This window comes from Streptomyces sp. CNQ329 (genome assembly GCF_000482585.1).
On record NZ_AXVU01000007.1, the window covers coordinates 176321 to 197198 of the forward strand.

General features: G+C 72.3%; 21 protein-coding genes. 10 read left to right on the plus strand and 11 right to left on the minus strand.

Annotated elements, in window-relative coordinates:
- Window positions 1-85: 85 nt before the first annotated feature.
- Window positions 86-550 carry a Dps family protein gene (locus I003_RS0107005; RefSeq protein ID WP_027770867.1) on the minus strand — a complete coding sequence of 155 codons (465 nt, stop codon included), beginning with the start codon at window positions 548-550 and terminating at the stop codon, window positions 86-88.
- A gap of 282 nt (window positions 551-832) precedes the next feature.
- On the opposite strand from I003_RS0107005, the gene I003_RS0107010 reads away from it, so the two are divergent.
- From I003_RS0107010 to I003_RS0107050, 9 genes are all read left to right on the plus strand, one after another.
- A complete protein-coding gene (locus I003_RS0107010; RefSeq protein ID WP_027770868.1) occupies window positions 833-1915 on the plus strand; it encodes a M23 family metallopeptidase in 1083 nt (360 codons plus the stop codon).
- 102 nt (window positions 1916-2017) lie between these two features.
- The gene (locus I003_RS0107015; protein ID WP_027770869.1) at window positions 2018-3028 is read left to right on the plus strand and encodes a LacI family DNA-binding transcriptional regulator; all 1011 of its coding nucleotides are present in this window, start codon (window positions 2018-2020) and stop codon (window positions 3026-3028) included.
- Between the two features lie 58 nt (window positions 3029-3086).
- Window positions 3087-4388: an ABC transporter substrate-binding protein gene (locus tag I003_RS0107020; protein ID WP_486584122.1), complete on the plus strand. Its 1302-nt coding sequence runs from the start codon at window positions 3087-3089 to the stop codon at window positions 4386-4388.
- Window positions 4389-4394: 6 nt separating this feature from the next.
- A complete protein-coding gene (locus I003_RS0107025; protein ID WP_199784245.1) occupies window positions 4395-5333 on the plus strand; it encodes a carbohydrate ABC transporter permease in 939 nt (312 codons plus the stop codon).
- Complete coding sequence (locus I003_RS0107030; RefSeq protein WP_027770872.1) at window positions 5333-6151, plus strand: carbohydrate ABC transporter permease; 819 nt, start codon at window positions 5333-5335, stop codon at window positions 6149-6151. The genes I003_RS0107025 and I003_RS0107030 overlap by 1 nt, the downstream gene beginning before the upstream one ends.
- Window positions 6152-6182: 31 nt before the next feature.
- Window positions 6183-7580, plus strand: coding sequence for a sulfatase family protein (locus tag I003_RS0107035; RefSeq protein ID WP_027770873.1), 1398 nt, complete (start codon window positions 6183-6185; stop codon window positions 7578-7580).
- A 203-nt stretch (window positions 7581-7783) separates the two neighbouring features.
- Window positions 7784-8404 carry a class I SAM-dependent methyltransferase gene (locus I003_RS0107040; protein ID WP_027770874.1) on the plus strand — a complete coding sequence of 207 codons (621 nt, stop codon included), beginning with the start codon at window positions 7784-7786 and terminating at the stop codon, window positions 8402-8404.
- A gap of 78 nt (window positions 8405-8482) precedes the next feature.
- Entirely contained in the window at window positions 8483-9211 is a 729-nt protein-coding gene (locus I003_RS0107045; protein WP_027770875.1) for a transketolase, read from the plus strand.
- A 31-nt stretch (window positions 9212-9242) separates the two neighbouring features.
- A complete protein-coding gene (locus tag I003_RS0107050) occupies window positions 9243-10169 on the plus strand; it encodes a transketolase (RefSeq protein WP_027770876.1) in 927 nt (308 codons plus the stop codon).
- Between the two features lie 19 nt (window positions 10170-10188).
- On the opposite strand, the gene I003_RS0107055 is transcribed toward I003_RS0107050, so the two are convergent.
- From I003_RS0107055 to I003_RS0107070, 4 genes are all read right to left on the minus strand, one after another.
- A complete protein-coding gene (locus I003_RS0107055; protein WP_027770877.1) occupies window positions 10189-10545 on the minus strand; it encodes an MmcQ/YjbR family DNA-binding protein in 357 nt (118 codons plus the stop codon).
- A gap of 17 nt (window positions 10546-10562) precedes the next feature.
- Window positions 10563-11486 (minus strand): alpha/beta hydrolase, encoded by a 924-nt coding sequence (locus I003_RS0107060; protein WP_027770878.1) that lies wholly within the window; start codon window positions 11484-11486, stop codon window positions 10563-10565.
- Window positions 11487-11574: 88 nt separating this feature from the next.
- Complete coding sequence (locus I003_RS0107065; protein ID WP_027770879.1) at window positions 11575-12423, minus strand: GNAT family N-acetyltransferase; 849 nt, start codon at window positions 12421-12423, stop codon at window positions 11575-11577.
- Between the two features lie 55 nt (window positions 12424-12478).
- A complete protein-coding gene (locus I003_RS0107070) occupies window positions 12479-14083 on the minus strand; it encodes an alkaline phosphatase D family protein (RefSeq protein ID WP_027770880.1) in 1605 nt (534 codons plus the stop codon).
- A 256-nt stretch (window positions 14084-14339) separates the two neighbouring features.
- Between I003_RS0107070 and I003_RS0107075 the strand changes: the two genes are divergently transcribed.
- Window positions 14340-15398: a terpene synthase family protein gene (locus I003_RS0107075; protein WP_027770881.1), complete on the plus strand. Its 1059-nt coding sequence runs from the start codon at window positions 14340-14342 to the stop codon at window positions 15396-15398.
- A 6-nt stretch (window positions 15399-15404) separates the two neighbouring features.
- Here the strand turns inward: I003_RS0107075 and I003_RS31650 are convergent, their stop codons facing one another.
- The 6 genes from I003_RS31650 to I003_RS0107105 all read right to left on the minus strand — a co-directional run bounded on the left by I003_RS31650 (window position 15405) and on the right by I003_RS0107105 (window position 20823).
- Window positions 15405-16850, minus strand: coding sequence for a cytochrome (locus tag I003_RS31650; RefSeq protein WP_051368129.1), 1446 nt, complete (start codon window positions 16848-16850; stop codon window positions 15405-15407).
- A gap of 122 nt (window positions 16851-16972) precedes the next feature.
- Entirely contained in the window at window positions 16973-17593 is a 621-nt protein-coding gene (locus tag I003_RS0107085) for an ATP/GTP-binding protein (protein ID WP_027770882.1), read from the minus strand.
- The gene (locus tag I003_RS0107090) at window positions 17574-17927 is read right to left on the minus strand and encodes a DUF742 domain-containing protein (RefSeq protein WP_027770883.1); all 354 of its coding nucleotides are present in this window, start codon (window positions 17925-17927) and stop codon (window positions 17574-17576) included. Before I003_RS0107090 ends, I003_RS0107085 begins: the two co-directional genes overlap by 20 nt.
- The gene (locus I003_RS0107095) at window positions 17924-18310 is read right to left on the minus strand and encodes a roadblock/LC7 domain-containing protein (protein ID WP_027770884.1); all 387 of its coding nucleotides are present in this window, start codon (window positions 18308-18310) and stop codon (window positions 17924-17926) included. Before I003_RS0107095 ends, I003_RS0107090 begins: the two co-directional genes overlap by 4 nt.
- Window positions 18311-18329: 19 nt before the next feature.
- Window positions 18330-20012 carry an ATP-binding protein gene (locus I003_RS0107100; RefSeq protein ID WP_027770885.1) on the minus strand — a complete coding sequence of 561 codons (1683 nt, stop codon included), beginning with the start codon at window positions 20010-20012 and terminating at the stop codon, window positions 18330-18332.
- 166 nt (window positions 20013-20178) lie between these two features.
- A complete protein-coding gene (locus I003_RS0107105) occupies window positions 20179-20823 on the minus strand; it encodes a phosphoribosyltransferase family protein (RefSeq protein ID WP_027770886.1) in 645 nt (214 codons plus the stop codon).
- Window positions 20824-20878: the final 55 nt, after the last annotated feature.

Below are 20878 nucleotides of genomic sequence, written 5' to 3' on the forward strand. Positions count from 1 at the left end.
CATGCGGGCCGGGGCGGGGTGACGGCCGCGGCGGGCGGCGGTGATGACGGTGCCGCCGCGCGCCGCGGCCGGCCGTGGGTCCGCCTCAGCCGATGCGGTGCGAGCGGAAGAACCAGGCCTCCTTCTCCAGGTCCTGCGTGGCGGTGATGAGCAGGTCCTGCGTGATGAGGTCGGTGTCGTCGGTGTCCACCACCCGCTGGCGCATGCGCGCGGACGCCTTCTCCAGCATGTCGGTGACGTCGTCGATGACCTTCTGGTCGGAGATCTTCCCGGGGCCGATGTCGGGCAGCGGGCTGCCGGCGGCGATCGTCTTGGCCCGGCCGTCCGGGCTCACGCCCAGGGACGCGGCCCGCTCGGCGACCGTGTCGGCGTGGCCGCGGGCCATCTTCACCATCTTGTCGAGCTGCAGGTGAAGCTCGCGGAAGAGGGGGCCGGTGAGGTTCCAGTGCGCCTGCTTGCCCTGCAGGGAGAGATCCAGCAGATCGACCAGCGCGCCCTGCAGTGCCGCGCCGGTGACGTCCAGAGCCTTCTTGTCGAGGATCGTGGTCATGTGTGGGCGCCTCCTTGCTCGTGCTTATGGACCCCATCCTACATTAGACATTGTCTAAGTGCCTGTCGGGCTAGGCCATCCGGGGGGCGGGATGCCGCGGGAGGCGCCCGGGCCGCCCGGGACGGCCGCAACGTACGAGGTCACGGAGACGGCGGACGACGCCCTCTTGTCCAACCGGACGGGCACTTCTATCGTTCGCTCAGGTCTCGGCGCACGGAAAGTGACTCAGTCATGTCAGAGCGCACAGGGCGCGGACGGCACCGCCGCTACCGCCCCGGCCCGGTGTCGCGGGCCTCCCTCACCGTCACCGCGAGCGGCGCGGGGCTCGCGCTGCCGCTGGTCGCCGGCGCCGCCGCGCCGGCCGCGGGCACGCCCGAGGACTCCGTCCACAGCCCGGCGAAGAGCCGGGCACAGGAAAACCTGACCCCGCCGCCCGACGGCGCGTTATCCGACCTGCCGGAGACCCGGCCGGCGGCCGGGGACGGTGGCGCCGCAGCGCAGGGCGGGCGCGCCGGCACCGTGGGCAAGAAGCCCGGCCACCACGAGGTCGCCGCCGGGGAGACCCTGTCCGGCATCGCCGACCAGCACCGCGTACGGGGCGGGTGGCCCGCGCTCTACGAGCGCAACCGCGGCGTCGTCGGCGCCGATCCCGACCTCATCTTCCCGGGCCAGCGCCTCACCCTCCGCGGTGGGGCCGCGGCCCCGCCCGAGCCCCGCGCGGACGCGCCCGCCGCCGGGACGAAGAAGTCCGGGCAGGACAAGGCGAAGGCGGACGGGACGACGTCCGCGCAGACGAAGCCCGGCACGGCGAAGTCCGGCGGAAAGGCCAAGCCCGGGAAGGCCAGGCCCCGCAAGGCCAAGCCGGAACGCGCGAAGCCGGAGGCCAAGAAGCGCACCCCCGCCCCCAAGGCCGAGGCCAAGCCGAAACCGAAGCCGAAACCCGAGCCCAAGTCCGCCGCCGACTACACCTCCCCGCTCGCCGGCGCCCCCGTCGGCACCCCGTACGGCGCCAGCGGCAGCAGTTGGTCCAGCGGCTACCACACCGGGGTCGACTTCCCCGTCTCGGTCGGCACCGGGGTGCGCTCCGTCGCCGACGGCGAGGTGGTCAGCGCCGGCTGGGCGGGCGCGTACGGCTACGAGGTGGTCATCCGGCACCGCGACGGCCGCTACAGCCAGTACGCACACCTGTCCGCGATCACGGTGAGCGCCGGCCGGCCGGTCAACGCCGGACAGCGCATCGGCCGCTCCGGCTCCACCGGAAACTCCACCGGTCCGCATCTGCATTTCGAGGTCCGCACCGGACCGGGCTACGGGTCCGACGTCGACCCGTTGCGCTATCTGCGTTCGCACGGGGTGCGCATCTAGCCCACACGTGCACCGCGCTGACCTGGGGCTTGACGATTCATCACGAGACTTCACGCACGAAGGCTTGACCCTGCCGCGCTCCGGGTGCTTAAACGTATCATCATGCCGAAGAAGACGCGTCCCACGGTCCGCGACGTCGCCGCCCTTGCCGGGGTGTCCGTCGCGACGGTGAGCTACGTGGTCAACGGGCGGGACGACCGGATCGGAGCCGACACCCGGGAACGGGTCCTGGCGGCCGTACGGGATCTCGGCTACGTGCCGAACAGCTCCGCACGCGGGCTGCGCAAGCGCCGCACCGAACGGGTCTGCCTGGTGATCGGCTCGCTGGGGAGCCCCGTGCAGGAGCAACTGGTGCGTGATCTGCACGTGGCGGCCGACGCCGACGGCTACGGCGTCCTCACCCTCATCGTCGACTCCCCCGCGCACGCCGCGCACGCCACCCGGCTGCTCCGCCAGGGCCTGGCCGACGGCGCCGTCTTTTTCGACGCCGCACGCCACTTCGCCGACGTCGGCGAACTGGCCCGCGGCCGGCTGGCGATGGTCGTGGTCGACAACTCCGTGACGCCCGACGGGTTCGACGTCGTGCGCACTCCGGAGTACGAGGCGTGCGGCGAGGCGCTGGACCATCTGCTGGCCGCCGGCCGGCGGCGGGTCGCCTTCCTCGGCCACCGGCACGACCTGGAGCTGGGCGACCGCTCCGCGCGGCTGAGGGCGTACCGGGACGCGCTGCGGCGGCACGGCCTGCGGCCGGACGGCCGGCTCGTCGGCGCCGGCGCCGACAGCCGCGTCGAGGGCTACCGTGCCACCGCCGCGCTGATGGCCCTGCCCGAGCCGCCGGACGCGCTCTTCGTGGCCTCCGACCGGGCGGCCATCAGCGCGATATGGGCGGTCCGCGACACCGGCCGCACGGTGCCCGCCGACGTGGCGGTTCTCGGCGTCGGCAACCTGGAGGAGGGCTCGGTCATCCGCCCCGCGCTGAGCACGGTGGGGCAGCGGCAGATCGACTTCAGCCGCGTCGCGGGGCTGCTGTTCGAACGGCTGGCGGCGGCCGAGCCGCCGGCGGCCCGCGAGATCGTCCTGCCCTGGTCCTTCATATCCAGGGAGTCGACGTGAACAAGCGCGTGTCCGACGAGCGCGTGACAACCGAATGCACGGCGAGAGGAGCACCCGCATGTCAGCAAGGCCAGCCATAAACGGTCAGTGGATGACCCGGCGCAGGATGCTGGGCGTCGCCGGCGGTGCAGCCGCGGCGCTCCCCCTGGCCGCCTGCGGCTCGGGAGCGCCCGAGGCCGAGTCGGGCGGCGGCGGGGGCGGGGGCACGTTCCTCGCCTACTGGAACAACGCGCACGAGTACGAGGCGTACAAGGACGTCGTCGCCCAGTTCGAGAAGGACCACGGGGTCACCGTGGAGATGCAGAAGTTCCAGTGGGAGGACCTGCGCACCAAGCTCGTCTCCGACTTCCAGTCCGGCAACGTGCCGGACGTGGTGGAGGAGCCGGGAAGCTGGGTGCAGGAGTTCGCGCTCAGCGAGGACGCGCTGCCGCTGCAGAAGTACCTCGACAAGGACGGCTCGACGATCGGCTTCCCGGACGACTGGCTGGACGTCGCCGTCTCCGACAACACGCACGAGGGCCAGGTGTACGGCATCCAGATGCACTACACCTGCACCCTGCTGTTCTACAACCGCAGGATGCTCGACGACGCGGGCATCGAACCGCCCGCCACCTGGGACGACTTCCTCTCCGCCGCGCGCGTGCTGACGTCGGGCGACGTGACCGGCACCGTGCTCAACGACAACCTCAGCTACTCGTACCCGTGGATGCTGCAGAACGGCGTGCACGAGTACGACGCGGGCAGCGGGAAGCTGCTGCAGCCGCGCGCCGCCGCCATGGAGGCGATGCAGTTCCAGCGGGACCTCGTGCACGAGCACAAGGTCTCCCCCAAGCCGACGACCGCGCTCGACGTGACCCGCGCGGCGAAGTTCTTCGCCGCCGGGCGCACCGCCATGATCCTCACCGGCCCCTGGGACATCCCGATCATCAAGCAGTCCAACCCCGACCTGGAGTACGGGATCGCTCCGGCGCTCAAGGGCGAACGGCAGTCGACGATCGCCGGCGGCACCACGCTCTTCATCCCCGCGAAGGCCCGGCGCCCCGACCTGTCGTGGGACTTCATCAAGCGGATCACGGCACTGAAGACCGAGACCGCGGCGACGGAGGAGGCCAGCATGCTGATGCCGCGCAAGTCCTGGGCGAAGGAGTCGGCCGTCCTGGAGAACCCGGACGTCAGGCCCTTCACCGAGGGCCTGCCCTACGCCGAGGAGTTCCGCACCGGCGTCTACACCACCGGCAAGGCGGGCGAGCTGGAGGACATCTACAAGACGCTCTACGAGAGCATGCTGATCGAGGGATCCCACGCGGAAGAGGCGTTCGCCGCCTACGACGACGCCGCCAAGAACATCCTCAAGGGCTAAGTGCACATGGCAACGCCGGCGGAACTCGCCAAGACCCCGGGGCCCATGGAGCTCCCGAAGGGCACCAGGCGCACCAAGCGCACCCCGATCGCACGGCGCCAGGCACGGACCGCGTATCTGTTCCTGGCGCCGGCGCTCATCTTCTTCGGGATCTTCTTCTACTATCCGATCGCCGACATCCTCAACACCAGCATGCTGACGGGCCAGCGGACCGACGAGTTCGCCGGACTGGACAACTACACCAACTCCTTCAAGGACCCGCAGGCGCGCAACGCGTTCACGGTCACGCTGCAGTTCGCCGCGGCCACGACGATCGGCGCCATCGTGCTGGGGATGGGGCTCGCCGTCCTGATCAACCAGCGGCTGCGCGGCAGTCTGGCGTTCAAGCTCGCGCTGCTCGTGCCGTACCTCACCTCGATCGCGGTCGTCGGCCTGATGTGGCGGAACATCCTCGACCCCGAACTCGGTATTCTCAACCGGATCCTGTCGGACCTCGGCCTGCCCACGCAGGAGTGGCTGAACACCCATCCGGTGGCCACGATCGTCGCGGTGACGCTGTGGATGACCACGGGCCACACGATGATCCTCTTCCTGGCCGGGCTGCAGGGCATCCCCGACGTGTACTACGAGGCGGCCAAGGTCGACGGCGCCAACCGCTGGCAGCAGTTCCGGCGGATCACGGTGCCGCTGCTCACCCCGACCACACTGTTCGTCTCCGTGATGGCCGTGATCACCGGCCTGCAGGCGTTCGGGCAGGCGTACATCATCACCCGCGGCGGCCCCGGAGAGGCGTCCGACCTCATGGTCTTCCACATCTTCGAGCTGGCGTTCCGGGCGCGCGACTTCGGCTACGCGTCCGCGCTCTCCGTGCTCCTGCTCTTCGTCATCGTGGCGTTCACGCTGCTGCAACTGCGCATCGGGCGGAAGCGGGAGGTGCAGTACTGATGACCGCCAGGACCTCCAAGGCGATCGCCTATCTGCTGCTCACCATCGCCAGCCTCATCACCATCGTGCCGCTGGTCTACATGGTCTCCCTGTCGCTGCAGACCGAGGCCGAGATGCTCTCGGCGCAGTCGGTGCTCTGGCCCGATTCGCCGCAGTGGGGCAACTACACCACGCTCTTCGAGGAAGCACCCTTCGGCAACTTCATCGTCAACAGCCTGGTGGTCGCGGGCGCGATCACGGTCTCCCACCTGATCTTCGACCCGCTGGTGGGTTACGTGTTCGCGAAGTTCGACTTCCCGTTCAAGAACACGCTGTTCATCGCGATCCTCGCCACCTTGATGATCCCGCTGTTCGTCCGCATGATCCCGCTGTACGTGATGATGTCGGACCTCGGCTGGCTGGACAGCTACCAGGGGCTCATCGTGCCGTTCCTCATGGACGGCTTCGGGATCTTCCTCATGCGGCAGTTCATCCAGCCCATCCCCGACGACCTCATCCACGCGGCGCGGGTGGACGGGGCGAACGAGTTCGCCATCTACTGGCGGATCATCCTGCCGCAGTGCAAGCCGGCGCTGGCCGTGCTGGGCCTGTTCACGTTCGTCTTCCAGTGGAACGAGTTCCTCTGGCCGCTGGTCGTGACGACCTCGGAGCGGATGCGGACGATCCCGGTGGGGCTCACGCAGTTCAGCACGGAGCAGTTCCAGCTCTGGCACCTCACCGCCGCGGGGTCGGTCATCATGTTCGTCCCGACTGCCCTGCTGCTGATCTTCAGCCAGCGCTACTTCGTCCGCGGCATCACCCTGACCGGCCTGAAATGACCCCCCACTCCACCGTGCGGAAAGGACTTCGATGCCCGACCGGCGTCCCCATGTCATCGTCGTGTTCACCGACCAGCAGCGCTGGGACACGACGGGCGCGGGCGGCAACCCGCTCGACCTCACGCCCGCGTTCGACCGGATGGCCCGCTCCGGCACGTACGCCTCGGCGGCGATCACCCCGCAGCCCGTCTGCGCGCCCGCCCGGGCGGCGCTGCAGACCGGGCGGTGGCCCACCGGCACCGGCTGCTTCCGCAACGGGATCCCGCTGCCGCGCGACGCCCGTACGCTTGCGCACCACTTCGGCGACGCCGGCTACACCACCGGCTACATCGGCAAGTGGCATCTGGCCGGTGAGGACCCGGTGCCGCCGGAGGACCGCGGCGGATACCAGCACTGGCTGGCCTCGAACGTGCTGGAGTTCACTTCGGACGCGTACCGCACGGTGATGTACGACGAGGACGGTGACCCGGTGCGGCTGCCCGGCTACCGCTCCGACGCGCTCTTCGACGCCGCGATCCGGTTCGCCGCCGACCACCACGAGGAGCCGTTCTTCCTCTTCCTGTCCCTCATCGAGCCGCACCACCAGAACGAGGTCGACGACTACCCGGCCCCCGACGGCTACGAGGAGCGCTACACCGGCCGCTGGCTGCCGCCGGACCTGGCCGCGCTGTCCGCGGAAGGCGGCACCGCGCACCGGCACATCGCCGGCTACTGCGGCCAGATCCGGCGCGTCGACGAGGGCCTGGGCCGGCTGCTGGACGCGCTGCGCAGCATGGACCTGCTCGACGACACGATCGTGGCGTTCACCTCCGATCACGGCAGCCACTTCCGTACCCGCAACTTCGAGTACAAGCGCTCCTGCCACGACGGGTCGATCCGGGTCCCGCTGGCCCTGCGCGGCCCCGGCTTCACCGGCGGCCGGGTGCTCGACACCCCGGTCAGCACCCTGGACCTGCCGCCGACACTCCTGGACGCGGCGGGTCTCGACGTCCCGGAGGAGATGCAGGGACGCTCCTTCCTGCCGCTGGTCCGCGACCCCGGTGCCGACTGGCCGGAGGACGTCTTCGTCCAGGTCAGCGAGTCCGAGTGCGGACGGGCGCTGCGCACCTCACGGTGGAAGTACTACGTCGTCGACCCGAAGGCCGACGGCTGGCGCACCTGCTCCGGCAGCAGGTACACCGAAACGGCGCTGTACGACTTGGCCCACGACCCGTACGAGCTGGACAACCTTGTCGGGCTCGCCTCGCACCGCGCGCTCGCCGACGGCCTGCGCGCGCGGCTGCTGGCGCGGATCACGGCGGCGGGAGAGCCGGAGCCGGTGATCGAGGCGGCTCCGGAGCGCCGCGCGATGCAGCGCCGGGTCGATCCCACCGTGCACGGGTTCAAGCTGGACGGCGTGCGCTTCGGACACCAGCGCAAAATCCCCTGAACCCCGGTGGGGCGAGCCCATGGCGGCCGCTCAGGCGGCCGCCATGGGCGGGCAGATGCAGCGGACGCGACCGCAGCGCGGGCACACCGGCACGAGCGCGGCGGCGTGCTGCTGGGTTAGGTGTCTGATCATCTCGGATCCTCCGCCCGGCTGTGAGAACGTGATCTCCCACTCGTTAGACGCAGCGGGGAGCGATCAGGTTTATGGACAGTGGCGCCTGGGACGAACGCTATGCCGCGAAAGACCTTGTTTGGGGCGGTGAACCGAACCGCTGGGTAGCCCGCGAGGTGGCGGAGATCACGCCCGCGCGGGCGCTGGACCTCGCCGCGGGCGAGGGGCGCAACGCGCTGTGGCTCGCGGCCCGCGGCTGGCGGGTGACGGCGGTGGACTTCTCGCGGGTCGCGCTGGAGCGGGGCCGGCGGCGGGCCGAGGAGCTGGCGCCGCAGGACGCGGAGCGGATCCGGTGGGTACGGGCCGACCTGCTGGAGTACCTGCCGGAGGAGGCGGCCTACGGGCTGGTGGTCGTGGCGTATCTGCATCTGCCCGGCGATCAGCGGCGGATGGTGCTGCGGCGGGCCGCCGCCGCGCTCACCGGCGGCGGCGAGCTGCTCGTCGTCGGGCACGACTCGGCGAACCTCACGGCGGGCACGGGCGGGCCGCAGGATCCGGGGGTGCTGTTCACGGCGCAGGACGTGCTGGCGGATCTCGCGGACGAGCCGCTGGAGCCCGTACGCGCCGAGCGGGTGCGCCGGCCCGTGGCTCAGGAGACGGGGCCTCCGAAGGACGCGATCGACGCGCTGGCCCGGCTGCGCCGGGCGGTCTGAGGCCGTCGCCGGACCCCCGGTCCCGCTCTGACCGGCCGTTGTTGACTTGAACCATCCTTCAAGTTGCACGGTGGACGCATGACGACGACCACCTCCGCACCACAGCACTCGCCCGCAGGCTACGACGACCTGCCGGGCCTCATGGCACTGATGACCGGCGACGAGAAGCACGGCCCCGCCGCCACGTCCACCCTCGACGCCCTGTGGGTCCTCTACGACCGCGTGCTGCGGGTGACGCCCGGCACCGCCGGGGCGGCAGGGCGCGACCGGTTCCTGCTGTCCAAGGGCCACGGGCCGATGGCCTACTACGCCGTCCTCGCCGCCAAGGGCTTCCTGCCGGTCGAGTGGCTGCCCGGCTTCGGCTCGTACGACTCGCCGCTCGGCCACCACCCCGACCGCACGCTGCTGCCCGGCGTCGAGATCGGCAGCGGCTCACTCGGCCACGGCCTGCCGCTGGCCGTCGGCACCGCGCTCGGGCTGCGCGCCCGGGGCCTGTACGGCCGGCCGGGCCGAGACCCGCGGGTGTGGGTGCTCGTCGGCGACGCCGAGCTGGACGAGGGCAGCAACCACGAGGCCCTGGCCTACGCCGGGGCCGCGGGACTGGACTCCCTGCACACCGTCGTCATCGACAACGCCTCGGCGACCTACGCCCTGCCCGGCGGCATCGCCGCCCGCTTCGAAGCCGCCGGCTGGTCCACCGCCACCGTCGACGGCCGCGACCACGAGGCGCTGTACGCCGCCTTCACCGCCCCGCATCCCGGCCGGGCCCGCGCCGTCGTCGCCCGCGTCGAGCCCGCGTACGCCTGACCGTCACCCCTCTGGAAAGGAACGCACGACCATGGACACGATGCGCGAGCGCTTCGCCTCTGTCACCTCCAGGCTGCTCGACGAGGACCCCCGGCTGGCCGTCGTGCTCGCCGAGATCGGCACCGACGGCTTCGCCGACGCGGCCCGGCGGCACCCGGACCGCGTGCTCAACGTCGGCATCCGCGAGCAGTTGCTCGTCGGCGTCGGCGGCGGGCTCGCCCTGGCGGGGATGCGCCCGGTGCTGCACACCTTCGCGAGCTTCCTCGTCGAGCGCCCCTTCGAGCAGGTCAAGCTCGACCTCGGCCACCAGGACGCGGGCGCGGTGCTGGTCTCCGCCTACGGTTCCTACGACTGGCCGGCCGGCGGCTACACGCACATGGCGCCCGGCGACGTGGCGCTGCTGGACACCCTCGACGGCTGGACGGTGCACGTGCCGGGGCACCCGGACGAGGCCGACACGCTGCTGCGGCAGGCCGTCGCCGCGGGCGACGACAAGGTGTACGTGCGGCTGTCGCAGCAGACGAACGCGGTGGGCCGGCCGGTCACCGGCGCCGGGTTCCTGACCGTGCGCGAGGGCCGCTCGGGCGTCGTCGTGGCGGTCGGTCCGCTGCTGGACGACGTGCTGGCCGCCACCGAGGGCCTGGACGTCACGGTGCTGTACGCCACGACCGTGCGCCCCTTCGACGGCGCCGGGCTGCGGGCCGCGGTGGGCGGGGCGGGCGCCGCCGACGTCGTCCTGGTCGAGCCGTACCTCGCGGGCACCTCCACGGCGTACGCGAACGACGCGCTGGCCGACGTGCCGCACCGGGTGCTCGGTCTGGGCACCGCGCGACGGGAACTGCGCCGCTACGGCACAGTCCCGGAACACCTGCACGCCCACGGTCTCGACCCGGCGTCGCTGCGCGAGCGGATCGCGGCGTTCACCTCGGCGCGGGCCGCCATGCGGGTCCCGGCCTGAGGTGCGGGCCGCCGGCCCTTCAGGACTCGCCGGCCAGCTCCGGGTGCTCCGCGAGCAGCCGGGGCGGGGCCGCCTGCCGCCAGGAGTCGGCGACGATGATCTGCAGCTCGTCGCGGTCGTCCAGGGCCGCGATCCGCACCCGTACCCAGGCGAACGACGCCTCGTGGTCGGCGACCCAGAACTTCTCCGGCTCCGCCAGCGCCAGTTCGTCCCGCTCCACCTTGGGGCAGCGCACCGCGAAGGACGTCTCGTCCTCCGGCAGGGTGAGGAACATCTTGCCCTTCACCCGGAAGGTGGGCATGCCCCAGGCCAGCTTCTCCGCGGTCCCCGGCAGGGCCAGAGCGGTCTTGCGTACGTCCTCGGCGGTGAGGGTCACCGGTGCTCCCCCGTCGGTCACACGTGCTTGTCGAGCCAGTCGAGCAGATCGGCCTGGACCTCGTCGCGGTTCGTCTCGTTGAGGATCTCATGGCGGGCGCCGGGGTACGCGCGCCAGGTCGGCTCGCGCAGGCCCGCGTAGCGGAAGTCCTCCAGCAGCTCGGCGACGTGCGTGAGGCCTTGGTTGCACGGGTCCCGGTCGCCCACCGCGAGGTGCACGGGCAGCTCGACGGGGATCCGGGCGACGTTGTACGGGTCGTTGATCTTCCGGGTGCCGAGCACCCAGCCCAGGGACAGGGCGACGTCGAACGGGAAGCCGCAGCGCTCGTCGGCGACGTAGGCGTCGACCTCGGCGGTGTCGCGGGAGAGCCATTCGAATCCGGTGCGGTGCTCGTACGGGTCGTTGAACGACGCGAAGATCTCCGGAACGAAGTCCGAGAGCCCGCCGCGCCCCCGCTCCTCGGCCTCCCCCGCCAGCCGGCGCACCGCCGTCTCGGTCTCCACGCCGGGCAGGCTGCGCAGGATCCCGGTCAGCACGAGGCCGGCCAGGCCGTCGCCGTGCTCCTGGGCGTAGTCGCGGGCGAGCATCGAGCCCATGCTGTGGCCGAGGAGGACGAAGGGCTGTCCGGGGTGGTCCGCGCGCAGCCGGTCGCCGACCGCGGCGAGGTCGTCGACGACGGCCCGCCAGGGGTCGGCGTCACCGGTGCCGGTGACGCCGTAGCCGCCGGTGGCGGCTGCGGTGGCACCGTGGCCGCGGTGGTCGGAGGCGACGACGCCGTAGCCGTGGGCGGTGAGCAGCCGCGCGAACCGGTCGTAGCGCAGGCCGTGCTCCGCCGCTCCGTGCACGATCTGTACGAGCGCCCGCGGCCTGCCGTCCTCGGGCAGCCAGGTGTACGTGGCGACGGGGGTGCCGTCCGCGGCCTGCAGGTGGTCGGAGTGCATACGGCTCGCCTTCCTCGCGATCGGTCTGCTTGCCGGCTCCACCCTCTCCCGCCGTGGCGCCGGACACCAGGTCAGTCGCGGACGGAGATCAGCCCTGGAAGGAGATCACCAGGCGGTCCTCCACGGGCACGTAGCCGAGCCGCCGGTACAGCGCGTTGCTGGTGGGGTTGGCGAGGTCGGTGAACAGGAGCACGTCGAGGGCGCCGGCGGTCACCGCCGCGTGACTGACGGCGGCGGTGACGGCGGCCGCGTAGCCGCGGCGGCGCAGCGGCGGCGGGGTGTAGACGGGCCCGACGCGGATCATGCCGTCGACGGTGCGGCTGGTGCCGGCGTACGACACCGGCCGGCCGCGGTTCTCCCAGAGCGTCGCGCCGCCGTAGGCAAGCCGGTCGGCCACGGCGCGTGCCGGATCGCCGACGCCGTCGCCGGCCTCCGCGGCGAACTCCCGGGTCCAGCGGACCAGCAGGTCCCGGTCGTCTCCGGTGGCGGGCCTGGCGTACCCGGGCGGCGCCGGGTCCGGGGGAACCAGCTCCCCCAGCCGGTACAGCCGGTGCCGCTCCTCCACGGTGCCGGCCGCACCGGTACGCGCGCTCCAGGCCCCGGCGAACGCCTCGGCCGCCGCCCGCCCGGCGTTGACGCCGGAGGTCGGCAGCCCATCGGTGGCGCGCAGCTCCGCCAGCTCGACGGCCGCGGCGTCCGGCATCCGGGCCAGCACCAGCGGATGTGGCGGGGTGCAGAGATACGCCCCGGCCACGCGGTCGTCCGGCCCTCGCCACCAGCCGAACTCGGGCGTCTCATCGCCGTACCGGTCGAGTCCCGCGGCGTCGAGCGAGGCGGTCACCGTCAGCAGGACCGTGTGCGGCGCGGCCTCCGCGCGCAGGAAGGGCCCGGCGGCGGCGGTGAAGGCGTCGAGGTCGTGCGTGGTGAGCCAGCTCATGCTCCACCCTGCACCGCCGCCGCTTTCGAAGGCACCTGTTTTTCGCGCCGCCGGCTCAGGGCTGCGCGGTGCCCGGCTGCTCCACTTCCTGGATGCCCGGGTGGCCCGCCAGCACGTGGACGCGGGCGCGGGTGGAGACGGGGGCGCCGGGGGTGGAGACGTAGGGGAGGACGCGGTAGTCGGTGCGCCAGCTCTCCCGGGTCACCTCGCAGACGCCGTAGCCGCGCTGCACGTTGTGGAACTTCATGTGCGGGTTCTCCTGCAGCCAGATCCGGCCCCACTCGTCCTGGTCCGCGCCGTCGCCGCCCGAGCTGATGGAGGACCCGAGGAACTCCACACCGACGGTGGCCGAGGCGGGGTCGTTGAAGTCGTGCTTGAGGTCGGCGGCGACGCTGCGGTGGGCGTCGCCGGTGACGACGACGAAGTTGCCGATGCCGCGCTTCTCGACGCCGTCGAAGAGACGCTGCCGTGCGGCGGCGTAGCCGTCCCAGGTGTCCATGCCGAACGCCTGCTCGATTCCCTCTGCGGAGTCACCCTGCATGGTCATGATCTGATTGGCCATCACGTCCCAGGTGGTACGCGACCGGGTGAGCCCGTCGAGCAGCCATGCCTCCTGCTCGGCGCCGAGCATGGTGCGCTCGGGGTCGAGCCGGTCGTCGCAGTCGAACTGCCGGCCGTCGCCGCACGCCTGGTTGTCCCGGAACTGGCGGGTGTCGACGACGTGGAACTGGGTGAGCGTGCCGTAGGGCAGCCTGCGGTAGAGCTTCATGTGCGGGCCTGCGGGCAGGGAGGAACGGCGCAGCGGCAGGTTCTCGTAGTACGCCTGGAAGGCCGCGGCACGGCGGGCGGCGAACTCGGCGCCGCCGACGTCGTCGCCGTCGAGGCCGTCGGCCCAGTTGTTGTCGACCTCGTGGTCGTCGAGCACCACGATCCAGGGGTGGGCGGCATGCTCGGTCTGCAGGTCGGCATCCAGCTTGTACTGGCTGTAGCGCACCCGGTAGTCGGCGAGCGAGTGAATCTCGCTCGCCGGCAGGTGCCCCCGGCCGATGGCGCCCTGGTTGCCGCCCTCGTAGATGTAGTCGCCGAGGTGGACGACGACGTCGACGTTCTCCTCGGCGAGGTGGCGGAAGGCGGTGAAGTGGCCGTCGGGGTAGTTCTGGCAACTGATGAAGGCGAAGGACATCGAGGCGATGGCGGCGTCCACGGCGGGCGCGGTCCTGGTGCGCCCGACGGCGCTGACGTGCCGGCCCACGCGGAAGCGGTACCAGTACTCCCGGTCCGGCTCCAGTCCCCGGACCTCGGCGTGCACCGAGTGCCCGAGCTCCGGTACGGCGAGCTCGACCCCCGACTGCCGGATCCGGCGGAAGCCCGGGTCCTCGGCGAGCTGCCAGCGGACGGGCACCTTGTTCGCGGGCATCCCTCCCCCGCCGTCGGCGGCGAGCGGCTCGGGCGCGAGCCGGGTCCACAGCACGACACCGTCCGGCGCCGGGTCGCCGGAGGCAACACCGAGGGCGAACGGGTTGTCGCGGAAGCGGGGTTCGGCCCATGCGGGCGCGGCGGACAGTCCGGCGACCGGCAGCGCGGCAGCCAGGGGCACGCCCGACGCGAGGGCGAGGAAACGGCGGCGGCTGACACCCGGGGTGCTGGTGAAACGAGACAAGAGGCCTCCCAGTGAGCGGTGCCTGAGTCCTGAGCGACGCGGGGGGGGCGGCCCCAACATAGGGGCGGCGGACAGGGTTGGGCACCTCTTACGGCTATCTCGGCGGAACGGCGGGCGGGTGCGAAACCCTGTCCGATATTGCTCGGCGCAATTCGTGGTAGGTATAGCCAAAGAAGATGCGAACAGGTTGCCGGGGGCATACGCCCGGGCAGGCTCGGCAGGTCACTGTCGATTCCTGGCCCCGAGGAGACAGAACATGACGCTCAGGAAGAACAGGAGTAGCGCAACTTCCCACAAATCGACTCCAGCAAAGGTCACTTTTCCGCCGATCTTCTGTCCGATTCCGGCCCGGCTCCACCCCGAGGCGGCCGGGCTGGACGATCACATCATCGCCTGGGCACGCCACTGTGACCTGATCCGCCACGGGTCCGCCGCCGCCCACTTCCACAGCGCCGGCTTCGGCCGGTTCGCCGCGGCCGTCTACCCCCGGGCCGACCGGCTGGAGCTGGTCGCCGAGTGGCAGGTCTACAACTGGATCGTGGACGACCGGCTCGACGAGGGGCACGTCGACCTCTCCCACGACCAGCGGCTGCGCACGGCCGCCGAGCTGTGCGCCCAGCTCGACCCCGACCTCGACGCGCCGGAGCCCACCGGCCCCCTCGCCGTGGCCCTCGCCGACCTGTGGGAGCGTACGGCCAAGCCCTTCTCACCCGCCTGGCGCGAGCGGTTCGCGGCGCACTACCGCGACTTCCTGTGGTACACGATCCTTCCGCACGCCGACCCGGCACGGATCGCCGCCCAGTCGCTCGCCGACTACGCACGGCGCCGGCGGCTCAATTCCGGCTGCGAGATGAGCTTCGACCTGATCGAGCCGGCGAACTCCGCCGAGATCCCGGCCGAAGTCGCCGCCAGCGACGCGTACCGTGCGGTCCGGGACGCCGCGAACGACGTCATCTCCTGGACCAACGACATCTACTCGGTCCACAAGGAGACCGCCCGCGGCGACCACGACCACCTGGCCGCCGTGCTCTGGCGCCTCGACGGCGGCACCCTCCAGGCGGCGCTCGACCGGGCGGCGGCCATGGTCGCGAGGCGCACCGAGGACTTCGGCTCCGCCTGCCGGGACGTACGCGGCATGCGGGAGCTGTTCGGCCTCTCCCCCGGCCGCTGGGAGGCGGTCGAGGCGTCTCTGACCGATCTCGGCTCCTGGATCGCGGGCAGCCTTGAGTGGCACGACTGGTCGCCGCGCTACCGGGAGGTGGCCGACACGAGGGTCGGCAGCACTCCCGCGTACATAGAGCCGCACCTCGTCTGACGGCGCTCAGTTCCCGCGCCACCAGGCGACCAGCGTGCGCCACAGCGACGGCCGCCGACGCCTTGCGGACTCGGTACCCGCGCCCGCGGTGGGGCCGTTCGGGTGCGTCTCGGGCCCGGATCCGGGGTCGGTGGCCCGGGGCACGGGCCCCGGCGCGGTCGCGCTCGCCACCGCCGCCGGTACGCGCTCGCCCCCCGCCGCGGGCCCGCCGGCGGGCACCGGAGTCGCCGGCACCGAGGTGACCACCGGAGCTTTCGGGGCCGCGCCGGTGGTCGGACCGGGCGGGGTGAAGGTGACGGGCAGCTCGACGAGCTCGCGGGAGAGGAGCGACGTACGGTGCCGCAGCTCCTTCTCCTCGACCGCCAGGCTCAGGTCGGGCAGCCGGGACAGCAGCGTGTCGATCCCGGTGTCGGCGATGGCCCGGCCGATGTCCTGGCCGGGGCACTCGTGCGGGCCGCCGCTGAACGCCAGGTGCGAGCGGTTGCCGTGCACCGGCACGTCGAGGTCGGGGCGGATCTCGGGATCGAGATTTCCCGCGGCCAGGCCGAGGATCAGCAGGTCCCCCGCCTTGATCTGCTGCCCGGCCAGCTCCGTGTCTCCGGTGGCGTAGCGCCCGTAGACCGCGGTGAACGGCGGCTCGTCCCACAACACCTGCTCCAGCGCGTCCGGCAGCGTCATGTGGCCGCCGGCCAGGTTGCCGCGGAAGCGGCTGTCGGTGAGCACCATGCGCAGGGTGTTCGCGATCAGGTTGGCCGTGGTGGAGTACGCGGCGATCAGCACCAGCCGCAGGTGCTCCACCAGCTCGTCGTCGCCGAGGCCCGAGTCGTGCGCCACCAGCCAGGAGGCGAAGTCGTGACCCGGCACCGACTTCTTGCGCGCCACCAGGTCGCGCAGCGTCTGCACGATGTAGTCGTTGCTCGCGATCGCCGTTTCGGAGCCCTTGACCATGTCCCGTGCGGCCTCGACCAGTTGCGGACCGTAGGACTCGGCCATGCCGAGCGCTTTCGTCATCACCAGCATCGGCAGGTGCTCCGCGAACTGGCCCACCAGGTCCGCCCGGCCGGTGGCCGCGAACTCGTCGATGAGCTGCCCGGAGAAGCGGGACACGTGGCGCCGGATGCCGTGCCGGTCGAAGCGCTTCATGCTGTCGGTGACGGCGGAGCGCAGCCTCCGGTGCTCCGTGCCGTCGACGAAGGAGCACATCGGCACCCAGGTGACCAGCGGCAGCAGCGGGTTGTCCGGGCCGACCTGGCCGTCCCGCAGGAAGCGCCAGTTACGCGAGTCGCGGGAGAAGCGGGTCGGGTTGCGGGTGACGTCCAGCAACTCGCGGTAGCCGAGGACCAGCCAGGCGGGCAGGTCGCCGTGGACGAGGACGGGCGCGACCGCGCCGTGCTCGGCGCGCAGCTTCTCGTACAGCCCGTACGGTTTCGAGGCCGCCTCGGGACCGTGCATCCGGGCCGGGCCGCCGCCCGCGCCCCCGGCGTGCGCGGGGCAGCCGGGAGGGGGCGCCGCGGCGTCCGGCCCGGTGCCCTGCGCCTGTGGGTCTGCTGCCGGTACGGGGTCGGATTCGGTCGTCACGACGCCTCCGTGGTCAGGGCGATGGAGTGCAGGAAGCGCACCAGGGACTTCAGGACGCCGCGGGAGGAGTCCCGGTCGCGCGCGTCGCAGGTGATGAGCGGCACGTGCTCGGGCAGGTCGAGCGCGGCACGTATCTCGTCGAGGGAGTGGTGCGGAGCGTCCGGGAAGCGGTTGACGGCGACCAGGAACGGCACGGCACCTTCCTCCAGCCGGCCCAGCACGTCGAAGCAGGCTTCGAGTCTGCGGGTGTCGACCAGGACCACGGCACCGAGCGCGCCCTCGAAGAGGCCCTGCCACAGGAACCAGAAGCGCTGCTGGCCGGGCGCGCCGAACAGGTAGAGCACCAGCCGCTCGTTGAGGCTTATCCGGCCGAAGTCCATGGCGACGGTCGTCTCGCTCTTGTCCGGCACGCCGGCGAGGTGGTCCACCCCCTCGCCGGCCCGGGTCATCGTCTCCTCGGTCGTCATCGGCTCGATCTCGCTGACCGAGCCGACCATGGTCGTCTTCCCGACGCCGAACCCGCCCACGACCACGACCTTGACCGAGGTCGTGGCCGAGGCCGGCAGGAGGTCCTCGCTGCGCGGACCCACGACGGCGTCAAAGCTGTTCGAGTCCATCCATTACTTCCTCGAGGAGTCGCAGGTCTGCCACGGGTGGCACGGAGGAGCGGGTCTCGACCGCACCCTCCGCCATCAGGTCCGCGACGAGCACCGCCACCGCGCTGAAGGGCAGGCGCAGATAGGCGGTCAGCTCGGCGACGGACAGCGGCGCCCGGCACAGCCGGACGATGGCCGCGCGCTCGGGCTGCATCCCGGGCGCCGGCTGCGTCCGGGATATGACGAGGGTGACCAGGTCGAGTGCACCCTGGGCGGCGGTGCCGCTGCGCCCGCCGGTGATGACGTAGAGCCGTTCGGGACCGTCGTCGTGCCACGCGTGGTCCGCTTCCTTCATATGGCCTGTCCGTCGCTCCGCGGTGGGCTTGTCAGGTGTGCCCCGATGCGTGCCACGAGATCGCGCATGCGCTGGCCCATCAGGCCCGCGTCGACTCCTTCGTCGGCCGCGACCGCCAGATAGGCTCCGGCGCCCGCGGCCATGAGATAGAAGAAGCCGCCGCTGACCTCGATGACCAGCATCCGCATCTTGCCGTTGCTGTGCGGAAAGACGCCGGCGATCGACTTGGCCAGACTCTGCAGCCCGGCACATGCGGCGGCGAGCCGGTCGGCCGTGTCCGGCTCCGTGCCGTGCTGTGCCATCCGCAGCCCGTCGGAGGACAGGACCACGACGTGCCGGGTCTCGGGGACGCTCTCGGCCAGATCCCGGAGCATCCAGTCCATGTCCGCTCGCTGCGCCACGTCAGTCCTCCTCGCCCGATGATGAATTCGACGGTTCCGTTGCCCCGTCGCTGTGCCGGGGGCGCGCGGAGCCATCCGGGCGTATCCCTCCGGCCGCCGCGTCCTCGCCGCCGGCGGGCTGTCCGCCCGGCCGGCCCGGCTCCGGCCCGGCGTCCCCTGCCTGCGGCTCGCCCTCCAGACCGCGGGTGAACTCGCCGAGCCACAGGCCCGGTTCGACGCCGCGGCTCTCCGCGGCTCCGGCCTGGACCCCGGCCTGGGTTGCGGTGGCCGTACCCCGTCCCGGAGCGTTACCGCCGTCCGCCCGGGTGGCCGGCGGCGCCACCGGGGCGCGGCGGCGGCGCTGCGGCAGGGCGCCGGCGGCCTGCTCGGTGTGCGCGGGAGGCGAGGGCTGCGGACCTGCCTGCCGCGCGGGCGACACCCGGTCCCGGCTGCGCTTGAGGCCCGCGCGCGCGTCGGCGCTCCCCTCGACCCCGGCCGGCGGCGTGGAACTGCGCAGCGGCCGCGGCCCGGAGGTGGCGCCGATGCCGTGGGCGGTGCCGGTGGCGGGCGTGGTGGTGAGCAGAACCTGCGGCACGACGAGCACCGCGCGGACGCCGCCGTACGCGGACGGGCGCAGCGAGACGCGGAAGTCGTAGGTCTGCGCCAGCCTGCCGACGACCGCGAGTCCGAGCCGCGGGGTCTCCCCGAGGTCGTTGAGGTCGATGCCGGCCTGGGCCTCGGCGAGCATGTGCTCGGCGCGTTCGCGCGCCTCCTCGCTGAGGCCCACGCCGCCGTCCTCGATCTCGATGGCGACGCCCGACTGCACCTCGGTGGCGGACAGATGGACCTTGGCGTGCGGCGGCGAGTACCGGGTGGCGTTGTCGAGGAGTTCGGCGACGGCGTGGATCAGCGGCTCGACGGCCGAGCCGACGACGGCGACCTCGGCCACGGGGTGCAGCTCGACGCGCTGGTAGTCGATGATCCGGGACATGCCGCCGCGCAGCACGCTGTACAGCGCGATCGCCTTGCCCCACTGACGCCCCGGCCGGTCGCCCCCCAGCACGGCGATGCTGTCGGCGAGCCGGCCGACCAGCGCGGTGCCGTGGTCGAGCTTGAGCAGGTCGGCGAAGAACTCGTGCCGCTGGCCGTGCCGGTCCTCCATCTCCCGCAGGCTGCGCGCCTGCTGGTGGATGATGGCCTGCACCCGGCGGGCGATGTTGACGAAGCCCCGCTCGGCAGAGATGCGCAGGTCCTCGGCGGTCTGCACCGCCTCGACGACGGAGCGCAGCGCGGCCGTGTGAGCGGCCTGCACCTGCGGTGTCAGCGACTTCTCCGCCTCTATGTCGGTGAGCACGTCCTCGGCGTACTCGCCCCGCTGCAGCCGGGCGACGGCCTGCGGCAGCAGGCCCGCGAGCCGCACCATCTCGGCTTCCTGGGCGGCGAGCCGGCGCTCCCACGCGGCCTGGTGCTCGGCGTGTCCGGCGTACGGCTCGTCGGCGGCGCGCCCACGGCGCTCGGCCTCGGCGGCGGCGAGGGCGACCACGAGGGTGGCGACGACGCCGCACACGGCGACGGGCGTGCGCACGTCGGCGGAGACGAGCGGCAGGGCGATGGCCGTGCTCACGACCACGACGGCGGTGGGTATCAGCCACCAGCGGACGAATCCCGTCCGCCGGCCGCCGGAGGCGGGTCCCGCTGGATCCATGAGCATCCTCAGGGTTGAACGACTATGTGACGCCGCGCGGTCACGCTGAGCATCGCAAGCAGCTTAGTGGGCTCCGCTTGCCGCTGGCATAGGTTCCCAGCATGTCCAACCAACGTCTGTTTCACGTCAGTTGACGGCCATTCAGCAAGCTGCTTCCGACCGCATTTCAGCCGGTACCGAGCAGTTCGAGCACATCGGCATCCGTGAGCTGCTCGAAATCGTCGTACCAGAGCCCCACCGCGCCGAAGCCCTCCGGCGTGTGCAGACATGTGACGTCGTCCGCCTCGTTCCGTACGGCCCCGAGTCCGTCCGGCGACGCCACGGGCACGGCCAGCGTGAGCCGGGCGGGCCCCGCCGCCCGGGCCGCCCGCAGCGCCGCGCGGGCGGTCACACCGGTGGCGAGCCCGTCGTCCACGACGACGGCCCAGCGCCCGGCGAGCGCGGGCGCCGGCCGGCCGCCCCGGTAGACGGCCTCGCGGCGGTGCAGCTCGGCTCGCTCCCGTTCGGCGACGGGCGCAAGGTCGTCCTCGGTGAGCCCGGCGCCGGCGAGCGCGTCGGGGTCGTAGAGCGGCGGAGCGTCGCCCGCCACCGCGCCGAGGCCGTACTCGGGGTGGAACGGGTGGCCGATCTTGCGGACGAGCAGCACGTCCAGCGGGGCATCGAGGGCGCGGGCGACCTCGTACGCGACGGGCACACCGCCGCGGGGCAGGGCGAGCACCACGGCGGGGGGCGCGGGGGCGGCTCCGGGCCCGCCGTCCTGCAGTCGCCGGGCGAGCTCGCGGCCCGCCTCCGTCCGGTTGTGGAAGCGCATGGTCCCGCTCCGTCGGGGTTCCCCCGGTCACGTCACATTGTGCGACGGCCCGCGC